This is a genomic window from Histidinibacterium lentulum, from assembly GCF_003789055.1.
Lineage (GTDB): Bacteria > Pseudomonadota > Alphaproteobacteria > Rhodobacterales > Rhodobacteraceae > Oceanicola > Oceanicola lentulus.
The window spans coordinates 569,353-582,131 of record NZ_ML119082.1 but is presented as its reverse complement, the minus strand read 5'-3'; the positions used below and the strand labels follow the sequence as shown (position 1 = coordinate 582,131).

6 protein-coding genes are annotated in these 12,779 nt (G+C 67.8%); 5 read left to right on the top strand and 1 reads right to left on the bottom strand.

Annotated elements, in window-relative coordinates; genetic code table 11:
• Position 1: 1 nt before the first annotated feature.
• Entirely contained in the window at positions 2 to 712 is a 711-nt protein-coding gene (locus EAT49_RS05750) for a GntR family transcriptional regulator (RefSeq protein ID WP_185020667.1), read from the bottom strand.
• A 405-nt stretch (positions 713 to 1,117) separates the two neighbouring features.
• On the opposite strand from EAT49_RS05750, the gene EAT49_RS05745 reads away from it, so the two are divergent.
• The 5 genes from EAT49_RS05745 (at position 1,118) to treS (ending at position 12,779) form a co-directional block, all read left to right on the top strand.
• A complete protein-coding gene (locus EAT49_RS05745) occupies positions 1,118 to 3,568 on the top strand; it encodes a cadherin domain-containing protein (protein WP_185020666.1) in 2,451 nt (816 codons plus the stop codon).
• 167 nt (positions 3,569 to 3,735) lie between these two features.
• Positions 3,736 to 4,728, top strand: coding sequence for a TAXI family TRAP transporter solute-binding subunit (locus EAT49_RS05740; RefSeq protein WP_123641326.1), 993 nt, complete (start codon positions 3,736 to 3,738; stop codon positions 4,726 to 4,728).
• Between the two features lie 98 nt (positions 4,729 to 4,826).
• Entirely contained in the window at positions 4,827 to 7,382 is a 2,556-nt protein-coding gene (locus tag EAT49_RS05735; RefSeq protein ID WP_123641325.1) for a TRAP transporter permease, read from the top strand.
• Positions 7,383 to 7,521: 139 nt separating this feature from the next.
• The gene (locus EAT49_RS05730; RefSeq protein WP_123641324.1) at positions 7,522 to 9,489 is read left to right on the top strand and encodes an alpha-1,4-glucan--maltose-1-phosphate maltosyltransferase; all 1,968 of its coding nucleotides are present in this window, start codon (positions 7,522 to 7,524) and stop codon (positions 9,487 to 9,489) included.
• The gene (gene treS, locus EAT49_RS05725; protein ID WP_123641323.1) at positions 9,486 to 12,779 is read left to right on the top strand and encodes a maltose alpha-D-glucosyltransferase; all 3,294 of its coding nucleotides are present in this window, start codon (positions 9,486 to 9,488) and stop codon (positions 12,777 to 12,779) included. Before EAT49_RS05730 ends, treS begins: the two co-directional genes overlap by 4 nt.

The window sequence follows — 12,779 nt, the reverse complement described above, 5'->3', positions numbered from 1 at the left end:
CTCAGGAGGCGGCGCCCGCGGCATCCTCGGCGATGATCGCCTCGATATGCTCGAACATCACGTCGAAATGCCGCATCATCACCTCGCCCGCCTCCTCGGTCCGCCGCGCCTCGCAGGCGTCGAGAAACCGCCGGTGCTCCTCGAGCCCGTCCTGGTGGCGGATGTTCGCCCTGAGGAAGGTCGCGGGCAGATAGGGCATCTTCGCGTCGTGGATGCGCCGCAGGATCGCGGTCAGCTCCGGTGACCGGGCGGTCTCGTAGAGAAACAGGTGAAACTGGCTGTTGAAGGCAAAGTAATCCTGCAGCGAGGGCAGGGACCACATCGTCCGGTCGAGCCACCGAGCATGTTTCAGCTCCTCCTCGGTGATCCGCTCCGCGATCAGCTCGCCGGACTTGCGCTCCAGCATCGCGCAGATCATCCGGAACTCCCGCACCTCGGCGAGGCTGAGCGCCCGCACCGCGACGCCGCGCCGGGGGCTCAGGCTCAGGAGCCCTTCCGACGCCAGATCCCGCAGCGCCTCCCGCACCGGCGTGATGCTCACCTTCAGATGCTCGGCGATGTCGGCCTGCACCAGCCTCTGCCCCGGCGCATAGCGCCCGGTGACGATGGCGGTCCGGAGCCAGGACGCGACCCTCTCCTGCAGCGTGTCCACGCTGTCGAGTCCGGCTGGCGCCTGCGCCTCGAAGGGCCTGTCCCGACCAAGGTCCTGCACGTCCGCTCTTCCCTTTTCCTGCCCGGCGAGGGGCCGCCGGCGCGCCCCGCTCTTATGCGGCAGGGCGCTTCCGACCGCAATATTCGCCCCCGTCCGGCCGGCAGGTGTCGCAGCTCCGAAAGACCGCCCGCCGCCCGGCAGCGGTGATGCGCGCCGTGGCGAGGAATGAGGCACCCGCGGTCAATCGGCAGACGCCTCGCCCCGGCCCGGAGCAGCCCGGGACGCCCGAGGATGACAACGGGCCTCCGGCTTGCTAACCTTGCGTCACCCTGCGTGACACGAGCGCGGGTGACATCCGGGCGCGACCAGCCGCTACCCGATACACTCTGGCGGGTTCGACCGGGAGGGCCCGCCTCAATCCACGCACGCGTCGTCAAGGGCGCCTCCGCAGGATCGGACACGCCCATGGCCCACCGCCTCATTCTTCAGCAGGACACCGCCGCACAGGGGCGGGAATTCCGCAGTTTCGACCTCTTCACCGGCGCCCTCCTGACCGAGGTCCAGACCGGCCCGGCCGATACCGTCCTGACCATCGCGCCGCATCCCGTGGCCACGACCGAGGGCGTCGCATTCATCGGCCAGGACGTCTTTTCCTCCACCGGGATCGACCTTTTCCGCACCGATGGCCTGCCGAACCTGTCATCGCCCGCCACCGTCCTCGACAGCGGCGACATCCGCACGGGCAACCTCGCCCAGATCGGCGACCGCATCTACTACCTCGAGACCGTCGGGGGCAACGTCACGCTCTTCGGCCTCGGCGGCGGCGCGCCGCAATCGCAGACCCTGACGAACTACGGCAACGAGGCCTTCGGGTCGCTCGACGGGGCCTTCCTCTTCATCACCGAACAGACCTCGGGCGAGCTGACCCTGTTCTTCGACGGGGACGGGGACGGATTCGACTTCTACCGCCTCAGGGAATTCGCCTCCGGTGTCGAGGACGACCTCTTCGATGCCCTCGACAGGGGCGCCGAACGCGCGGCGAACGGCGATCTGCTGGCCGTGGGCGATGACCGCGACCGGGACATCATCCTGGTCCGGGACGGTCTCTTCGAGGACCATGCGGTCCCGTTCGAGTATTTCGGCGGCGACATCGAGCCCTTCGAGGATGGCTTTCTCGTGGTGCTGGAGGAGGACGATTTCTCCGGCCCGCGCAAGAACCTCGTCTACAAGCTTGCGCCCGACGGGGCCTTCACCCGGATCGGCCCGAGCGCGGATTTCCTGAGCACCGATTTCGATCTCGATCTCTTCGCGCTTCCGGGTCTCGGCGGCAGCTTCCTGATCCAGGTCACCGATCCCTCCGGTCCGGGCCGGAGCGTGGACATGTTCGATGCGGCCGCGGGGACCGCGTTGCCGGTCGTCGGCCTCGCCCGGATGGAGCGCGGCGCCGCCGGGGACGGATTCTACGTCTTCGCGGGCAACGACGGCGACCCGAACGGGACCGGCTGGGAGCCCTACATCACCGACGGGACCCGCGCCGGGACCGTGTTCCTCCGGAACATCAACCCGAGCGGCGACAGCAACCCGACCGATTTCTTCGCGGTGGACGGCGATGTCTACTTCCTCGCCTCCCGAACCGGGTCCGCCTCGAACCAGAGCCTCTGGCGCTACGACGGGCAGGCCCTGACCGAGATCGTCACCTCGGCGCAGGTCCCGAACCTGACCGACATCATGGGCTCGGTCTACTACAACGTCTTCCCGACCCAGCCGACGCTCAGCCGGACCACCGTCGCCGAGAACGCGCCCGCGGGGACCGTGATCGGGACCGTCTCCGCCACCGATCCCGACCAGACCGGGCCCGTGCGCCTGTCGCTCGCCTTCGACAGCGAGACGTTCCCGCTCTTCGAGCTGCAGGGCAACCGGCTGGTGACCCGCCAGCCGCTCGATTTCGAGACCCAGAACGCCTATCGCATCACGATCAACGCCTTCGACGGCGAGGACATCTCCTCCCGCAGCTTCACGATCCGCGTCACCGACGTGGACGAAAGCCGCTCCGGCGGCGGCGCCTCGGGCGCGACGGAGGGCGACGACATCCTGCGCGGCACGCCCGGCAACGACACGATCGACGGGCTCGGCGGCAACGACCGGATCGACGGGCTCACCGGCTTCGACCTGCTGTCGGGCAGCGAGGGCTTCGACCTGATCTTCGGCGGCGGCGGCGACGACACGATCTTCGGCGGCGCAGGGTTCGACACGCTCAACGGCAATTCGGGCAACGACATCATCCGGGGCAACGCCGGCAACGACCTGATCGACGGCGGCATCGGCACCGATACGGTCGACGGCGGCATCGGCGCAGACACGATCTTCGGCAAGGGCGGCGACGACAGCATCTCGGGCGGCGACGGATTCGACCTGCTCGCGGGCAACGCCGGCAACGACGTCATGAAGGGCAACAACGGCAACGACACGATGTATGGCGGCCAGGGCTTCGACGTGATGGACGGCGGGCTCGGGGCGGATCTCATGTTCGGCGACGCGGGCTTTGACACTCTCTACGGGAAGGGCGGCAACGACAGCCTCTTCGGCGGCGCGGGCAACGACACGCTGTACGGCAACGCCGGCAACGACGTGATCGACGGCGGCACCGGGAACGACCTGCTGTTCGGAGGGCTCGGCGCGGACCGGTTCGTGTTCAAGAGGGGCTACGGTCAGGACACCATCGCCGACATGCAGGAGGTGGACACGATCGTGCTCGACGGGGCAGGGCTGGGCGTCGGCTCCGCCGCCCAACTCGCCGGTCTGATCACCGAGACGCCTGCCCACTGGCGGCTCGACTTCGGCAGCGGCGACGTGCTGACGGTGCTGAAGCCCATGGCGGGCGGCACGCTCGACCCCGGGGATTTCGTGCTGGCCTGAGCCGCGGCCCCGGGGCGCCTGCCGGGTGCCCCGACGTTTTTTCTGTCGTTTTGGCGCGGGCGGGCCTAAATTGCCTGACTACCGGGTCCGATCCGGGTGCCGACCGGGAGGAGTTCCATGTCGGTCGCCCTCGCGCCGGACACGGTGACCACACAGGGAGACTGCACATGACGATCACGAAATTCGCCGCGCTTGCGGCCGCCACCGCACTTGCCTCGACCGCGGCCCATGCCCAGGATCAGGAAGACCGCACCGGCTGGCCCGAGAGCTTCACCGTCGGCACCGCCTCCCAGGGCGGCACCTTCTTCGTCTACGGCTCCGGCTGGGCGAACCTGGTCGCCGAGGAACTTGGCCTCTCGGGCAGCGGCGAAGTCACCGGCGGCCCGATGCAGAACATGTCGCTGGTGCATTCCGGCGAAGTCCAGTTCGGCCTGACCACCATGGGCCCTGCCGCCGAATCCTATGCCGGCACCAATCCCGTCGCGCCCGGCCTTCAGATGACCAACGCCTGCGCGATCTTCCCGATGTACCAGACGCCGTTCTCGGTCACGGCGCTGTCCTCCACGGGGATCGAGACGATCGCCGACATCCCGGAGGGCGCGCGCATCGGCTTCGGTCCGGCGGGCTCCACCTCGGACACCTACTTCCCGCTGATGCTCGAGGAGCTGGGCGTGGAGTTCGAGCGCCGCAACGGCGGCTGGGACGACCTCGGCGGCCAGCTTCAGGACGGACTTCTCGACGTGATCGCCTTCGCTGCCGGCGTGCCGATCCCGACCGTATCCCAGCTCGAGGTGCAGACCGACATCAACATCATCGAGTTTACGGAAGAGGAACAGGCCGCGATCATCGACGCCTTCCCGGTGTCCGGCTTCGAGATCGCGCCCGCCACCTACACGACGCTGGAAGAGCCCGCGCGCTCCGTGGCGATGTGGAACTTCGCCATCGCGAATTGCGAACTGCCGGAAAGCTTCGTCTACGCCGTGACCGACGTGGTCATGTCCGACAACGAGCGGATGGTCGGCATCCACTCCTCGGCGCGGGAGACCTTGCCCGAGAACTGGGACAAGAACACCTCCCTGATGTGGCATCCGGGTGCCGCGCGCTGGTTCACCGAGAACGCCGGCGCCGAGATTCCCGCCGACATGATCCACGGCGGCTGAGCCCGCACCGCGCGACCGGCGCCGCGCTCCCGTGACGGGGCGCGGCGCCACAGGACAGAGACCCGCCAGAGAGCGCGGTCCGTGGGGGACACCGGACCATGACCGACCAGACCAGCCAGACCGACCGGGTGTTGGCCGAGGGCGTCGACGAGGAGCCCGTCGAAAGCAACCGCCGCCTCTTCACGGGCCGCGCCTACCGGTTCATCGCGGCCCTCGCCTTCGTCTACGCGGCCTTCCACATGGCCGCCCTCAACGGCCTTTCGGTCAGCGGGCTCATCGCCTCGCCCTGGTCGATCCAGGCGACCCTTGCCGAACGCGAGGCCCAGGCCGGCTTCGAGGAGCTGCGCGCCGCCCTCGGCCCCGAGGGCGAGGCCTTCACCGGCAACAGCATGCGCCGGCTTCTGGCCCTCGCAGAGGAGGTCGCCCCGACCGCGGAGAACACCGCCGAGATCACCGCCCTGAGCACCGCGATCGAGACGGCCCAGGCCGAGGCCGCAGAGCTGCGCCGCAGCGCCCGGGAGATCCAGTCGACCTGGGCCGACCGCCTGCCGTTCCTGCCGACGCTTCCGATGGAGCCCTGGAACTTCCGCATGGTCCACATCGCCGGCGCGCTGGTGCTCGGCTTCATGATGTTCGCCGCGCACACCTTTCCGCCGGCCACCGCGCCCCCCACGCGTGAGACCCGCACCCTGACGCTCGTCGCCGCCGCCCTCGCCGTTCCCGCCCTGGTGGCCGGTGCGACGACCATCGGCTTCGTGCAGTTCCTCAATTCCGGCCAGACCATGGAAATGGGCGGGCGCGTCCTCTGGATGTCCCAGTCCGACGTACCCGAGGCCTTCGCCGACGCCTATTCCTGGGTCTACGGACGGGAGATCTGGTGGTTCGGGGTGCCGCTGCTTCTCGCCACCTTCGGGGGCATCGTCACCGGCTGGTTCGAACGGCGCGAGCGCGACCGCTTCGCCGCCTCGGACCTCGTGCTGGGAATCTGCGCCGTGGTGGTGGCGATGTATCTCATCCCGATCTACTCCACCGCCGCGCGCAACGCCGTGGGCACGCCGCAGGTGCCCATCGGGGTCGCCTTCGCCGCGACCGCGGGCTCCGCGCTGATCCTCGAGCTGACGCGCCGCGTGGCGGGCATGGCGCTCGTCGTCATCACCGGCGTGTTTCTCGTCTACACCTTCACCGCTCACCTGCTGCCCTCGATCCTGCGGGTGGAGGTGCCCTACACCTGGCAGCGGTTCTTCGGGACGGTCTATTCCGACGTGGGCATCCTCGGGACGACCACGGCGGTCAGCTCGACCTACATCATCCTCTTCATCATCTTCGCGGCCTTCCTGCAGGCCTCGAAGGTCGGGGACTATTTCGTCAACTTCGCCTTCGCCATGGCCGGGCGCGCGCGTGGCGGACCCGCCAAGGTCGCGATCTTCGCCTCCGGCCTCATGGGCATGATCAACGGCACCTCTGCGGGCAACGTGGTCGCCACCGGGTCGCTCACCATCCCCCTGATGAAGAAGGTCGGCTACAAGCCCAAGACCGCCGGCGCGATCGAGGCCGCGGCCTCCACCGGCGGGCAGATCATGCCGCCGATCATGGGCGCGGGCGCCTTCATCATGGCCGAGGTGACCGGCATCCCCTACCAGGAGATCGCCGCCGCCGCGATCATTCCCGCGATCCTCTATTTCGTGTCGATCTACTTCATGGTGGATTTCGAGGCCGCCAAGCTCGGCATGCGCGGGATGCGCGAGGACGAGCTTCCGAAGCTGCGCAAGCTCGCCCGGCAGGTGTTCCTCTTCATTCCCATCGTCATCCTGATCGCCGCGCTCTTCATGGGCTATTCGGTGATCCGCGCGGGCACCCTCGCCACCGCCGCCGCGGCCGTGGTCAGCTGGCTCACGCCCTACCGCATGGGCCTGCGGTCCATCGCCAAGGCGTTCGAGATCGCCGGGATCATGTCGATCCAGATCATCGCCGTCTGCGCCTGCGCGGGCATCATCGTGGGTGTCATCTCCCTGACCGGGGTCGGCGCGCGGTTCTCGAACCTGCTCCTCGATCTTGCCGGCGTCAGCCAGCTTCTCGCGCTCTTCTTCGCCATGTGCATCGCGATCCTGCTGGGGATGGGGATGCCGACAACCGCGGCCTATGCCGTGGCCGCCGCGGTCGTGGCTCCGGGCCTCGTGGCGCTGGGCATCCCGCTCCTGACGGCGCATTTCTTCGTCTTCTACTTTGCAGTGGTCTCGGCGATCACGCCGCCCGTGGCGCTGGCCTCCTATGCGGCGGCCGGCATATCCGGGGCGAACCCCATGGAAACCTCCGTCGACTCGTTCAAGATCGGTCTCGCCGCCTTCGTCGTGCCCTTCATGTTCTTCTACAATTCCGCGCTCCTGATGGACGGGACATGGGTGGAGATCCTCCGCGCGGGGGCGACGGCCACGGTGGGCGTCTACCTGCTCGCGGCAGGGGTTCTGGGCTGGTTCATGGGGGCGCGCACGGTCTGGTTCCTGCGCATCGGCCTTGTCCTCGCGGCGCTGTCGATGATCGAGGGCGGCTGGCTTACGGATCTTGTCGGCATCTCCATCGCGGCGGCGGTCTATCTCGTCCAGCGCCTCGTCCAGCCCGCTGCGGGCACGGTTCTGCCGGTGCGCGGGGCCGACTGAGGCCCCGCCACCGCCGCACGCCTGAAGTTGACGCTACGGCACCCGTGGGAACCCGGCCCGCTATTTCCCGGTTCTCTCCCCAAAGACCGGCCCTGCGCCACGCGCGACGGGCCGACGAAGGGACAGGAGGGAGCCAGGAATGGCAGCGAGGAAGTCGCGGGGCGCGGACACGCCGAAACTCGAGGATCTGGCCCGGGACCGTGTCGCCATCGAGGCGATCGACCCTTTCATCGACGGGGGCCGCTTTGCTGCCAAGGCCGTCGCGGGCCGCCCTCTGACCATCTCCGCGGATGTCTTCGGCGATGGCCATGATCTTTATGCCGCCGCGATCGAGACCGCCTCGGGCATCGAGGTTCCGATGGAGCGGCTTCCCAACGATCGCTGGACCGCCGAGGTCGCCTTTCCCGAAACCGGACCGTCCCACGTCACCATCCTCGGCTGGCGCGACATCTGGGGCACCTGGCGCCGCGACACCGCGAAGAAGCTCGACGCGGGTCAGGATATCGCCGTCGAGCTCCAGGAAGCCCGCGAGATCCTCGACGCGGCGAAGCCGCCCCGCGGCCAGTCCGCGGTCCTGAAGGCGCTTCAGCGTGCCGCCAGGGCCGGCGACGCCGAGACGCTCCTCGCCTCCGACACAGCGGCCTTCATGGCTATAGCCGGGCCCCGCGGCACGCTCACCCGCTCAGCGCCCGTCCCCGTCTGGGTCGACCGCGAGCGGGCCGCCTTCTCCGCTTGGTACGAGCTCTTCCCCCGCTCCCAGGGCGAACCCGGTCGGCACGGAACCTTCCGCGATGTCATCGAGCGACTGGACTATGTGGCCGACCTCGGCTTCGACGTCCTCTATTTCCCGCCGATCCATCCCATCGGCACCACCAACCGCAAGGGCCGGAACAATTCGCTGAAGGCCGAGCCGGGCGATGTGGGCTCCCCCTATGCCATCGGCTCTCCGGAGGGCGGCATGGACGCGGTCCACCCCGAACTCGGCACGCTGGACGATTTCGCGGCCCTCGTCTCCGCCGCCGGCGACAAGGGGCTGGAGATCGCCCTCGACATCGCGCTGAACGCCTCTCCCGATCATCCGTGGATCGGCGAACACCCGGACTGGTTCGAACGCCGCCCCGACGGCACGATCAAGTTCGCAGAGAATCCTCCGAAGAAATACGAGGACATCGTCAACTTCCGCTATTATCTTGCGGACGGCAGCCCCAACAAGCCGTTCTGGAAGGCGATCCGCGACCTCTTCCTGTTCTGGATCGACCGCGGCGTCACGATCTTCCGCGTCGACAATCCCCACACCAAGCCGTTCCCGTTCTGGGAATGGATCATCGCCGAGGTCCGCCGCGACTGCCCCGGCGCGATCTTCCTGTCCGAGGCCTTCACCCGCCCCAAGCTGATGAAGCGTCTCGCGAAGATCGGCTTCAACCAGAGCTATACCTACTACACCTGGCGCAACACCAAGGCCGAACTGACCGAGTATCTGACCGAGCTGACCACCGGGGACAGCCGCCACTACATGCGGCCGAACTTCTTCACCAACACTCCCGACATCAACCCGTGGTTCAACCACGCCTCCGGCCGCCCCGGCTTCCGCACCCGTGCGATCATGGCGGCCTCCCTCGTCAGCAACTGGGGTCTCTATTCCGGCTTCGAGTTCTGCGAGGCCGACTGGCTGCCGCCCAAGGACGAATATCTCCACAGCGAGAAATACGAACTCAAGCACCGCGATCTCGATGCCCCCGGCCACATCAAGGACGACATCCGCCTGATCAACCGCCTCCGCGCGGCCAACCCCGCCCTGCGCGACGACCGAACCCTGCGCTTCTTCCCCGCCCATGACGACCGGGTTCTCTGTTACGGCCGTTTCGATGAGCGGAACCGGAACTACCTCCTGTTCCATATCCTCATCGACCCCCACGCCGGCGCCCAGTTCGGCTTCGAGCTTCCGCTCTGGGAGTTCGGGCTCCCCGACGAGGCCTCGCTCGAAGTCGAGGACGCGATCCACGGCAACAGGTTCACCTGGCACGGCAAGCACCATCAGCTGACCCTCGACCCCGAGAACCGGCCCTACGCGATATGGAAGCTCTACCCGCCGGGAGGTGCCGCATGAGCATCGTCGACAAGGACCTTCTCGCCCCCGATCCCGTGGCGCAGGCCGCGGACTGGTACAAGGACGCGGTGATCTACCAGATCCACGTCAAGGCGTTCCAGGATTCCAACGGCGACGGCATCGGCGATTTCGCCGGCCTCATGCAGCGCCTCGACCATGTGCAGGAACTGGGCGCGACCGCCGTCTGGCTCCTGCCGTTCTACCCCTCGCCCCTGCGCGATGACGGCTACGACATCGCAGAATTCAAGGCTGTGAACCCGCAATACGGCGACATGGACGACTTCCGCGGCTTCGTCGAAGAGGCCCACCGCCGCGGGCTCAAGGTCATCACCGAGCTCGTCATCAACCACACCTCCGACCAGCACGAGTGGTTCCAGCGCGCCCGCCGCGCGCCGAAGGGCAGCCCGGAGAGGGACTATTACGTCTGGTCCGATGATCCGACCCGCTGGATGGACAAGACCCGGGTCATCTTCAACGACACTCACGACAGCAACTGGTCGTGGGACCCCGTGGCGGAGCAGTTCTACTGGCACCGCTTCTTCGACCACCAGCCCGACCTCAATTTCGACAATCCCGAGGTCATGAAGGAAGTGCTCGACGTCATGCACTTCTGGCTCGACATGGGCGTGGACGGCCTCCGCCTCGACGCGATCCCCTATCTCGTCGAACGCGACGGGACGAACAACGAGAACCTCCCCGAGACCCACGAGGTCCTGAAGAAGATCCGCGCCGATCTCGACGCCCATTACGAGAACCGGATGCTTCTGGCCGAGGCGAACCAGTGGCCCGAGGACACGCGCCCCTATTTCGGCGAGGGCGACGAATGCCACATGGGTTTTCACTTCCCCCTGATGCCGCGGATGTACATGGCCGTCGCCCAGGAGGACCGCTACCCGATCACCGACATCATCCGGCAGACCCCCGCGATCCCGGAGAACTGCCAGTGGGCGATCTTCCTGCGCAACCATGACGAGCTGACCCTCGAGATGGTCACCGACCGGGAACGCGACTACCTCTGGGAAACCTACGCCAGCGACCGGCGTGCCCGCATCAACATGGGCATCCGCCGCCGCCTCGCGCCGCTTCTCCAGAACGACCGCCGCAAGATCGAGCTTCTGAACTCGCTCCTCTTCTCCATGCCCGGAACGCCCGTGGTCTACTATGGCGACGAGATCGGCATGGGCGACAACTATTACCTCGGCGACCGCGACGGCGTGCGCACGCCGATGCAATGGTCGGCCGACCGCAACGCCGGCTTTTCCCGCGCCAACCCGCAGCAGCTCTACCTGCCGACGATCCAGGACCCGGTCCACGGCTACGAGGCGGTCAACGTGGAGGCCCAGCAAAGCTCGCCCACATCCCTGCTGAACTGGATGAAGCGCATGATCGCCGTGCGCCAGCGGCACAACGTCTTCGGTCGCGGCGAGGTGCAGCTCCTCTATCCCACGAACCGCAAGGTCCTGGCCTACATCCGCCGCCTCGGAAACGAGATCGTGCTCTGCGTCGCCAATCTCTCGCGTCAGGCCCAGGCGGCAGAGATCGACCTCAGCGAGTTCGAAGGCCGCGTGCCGATCGAGCTGACCGGCCAGTCGCCCTTTCCGCCGGTGGGCGAGCTGCCCTACCTGCTGACGCTTCCGGCCTACGGATTCTACTGGTTTCTCCTCGCCGAGGAACATGAGGCGCCCGGGTGGCATACCCCCTACACACCCATGCTGCCCGATTTCATCACCCTCACCACCCGCGACGGCACCATCTCCGGCGCCATGCGCGACAAGGCCGCCGCCGAGTTCGAGCGCCGGTCCCTGTGCGAATATCTTCCCCTGCAACGCTGGTTCGCCGCCAAGGAGGGCCGCATCCGCCGCGCCCACCTGCGCCAGCTGGCCGAGATCGAGGGCAAGCACCTCCTGTCCGTGGTCGACCTTGACCTGGCGGGCGGCGAGCAGCGCTACTTCCTGCCCCTCTCCGCCGCCTGGGGCGAGGATCACCTGACCATGGGCCCGCGCCTGCCCGCCACACTGGCGAAACTGCGCCAGGCCAACCGCGTCGGCGCCATCCTCGACGGCGCCGTGGACGAGGGCATGGCGAACGCCCTTCTGGACGGTCTGCGCGAGTCCCGCGAGCTCGACGCGGGCGAGGAGGGGCGGATCGTCTTCTCCACCACCGACCGCTTCGCCGCCATGGCCGAGGACCCGGGCGAGCCGCGCCTGATGTCCGCCGAACAGTCCAACGCCTCCATCGCCTTTTCCGACAAGCTGATCCTGAAGCTCTACCGGCGCCTGCGCAAAGGCATCCAGCCCGATATCGACCTCGCCCGGTTTCTCACCGAAGAGACCGATTTCGAGGCCACGCCCCCGCTTCTGGGCACCATCGACTGGTTCGATGCCGACGGCGAGGTCACCACCCTCGCCGCCGCCTCCGCCTATGTGGGAAATCAGGGCGACGCCTGGACCTATGTCACCGAGGCGCTCGACCGCGACATGGAACGCCTGGAAACCGAGGACCGCGACCGCGCCGAGGATCACGAAGACCGCGTGATGGGCGGCCCCCTCGATCTTGGCGAGGTGCTGGGCCGTCGCACCGCCGAACTCCACCGCGCGCTGTCCAGCGGCGCGGAAGGCAGCCGCTTCGGGCCGGAGCCGCTGACGCAGCAGGATATGCATGCGCTCGCGGGCACCGTGCGTGCCGAGGTCACGGACCTCCTCGACCGCCTCTCGAACCGCCTCGACGCGCTGGGCGAAACGGGACGCCCGCTGGCCGAGGCGCTTCTCGACCGCCGGGACGCGCTCATGGCCCGCATCGACGCGGCCGAGTCCACACCGCCGTCCGGCGCGCGCTGCCGCATCCATGGCGACTATCACCTGGGCCAGGTGCTCGTGGTGCAGACCGACGTCATGATCATCGACTTCGAAGGCGAACCCACCCGTTCCCTCGAGGAACGCACCGCGAAATACGCGCCCATGCGCGATGTCGCCGGGATGCTCCGCAGCTTCGATTACGCGCTCTGGTCCACCGTCCGCCGCCGTCTCGATCTCGGCGCCGATCCCGAGCGCACGCTCGCCGGCGTCGACGGCTGGCGGCAGGCGACGCAGGGCGCCTTCCTCGACGCCTACAATGCGACGATGGAGGGCGCGGCGGTCCATCCCTCCGATGCCGCGGCCGAGCGGGCGCTCCTTGACATTCACCTTATCCAGAAGGCCGCCTACGAGGTAGGCTACGAAATGGCGATGCGTCCGGACTGGGTCGACATCCCGCTCCGGGGCCTCCTGACCCTCATGGAAGACGAGAGCTGA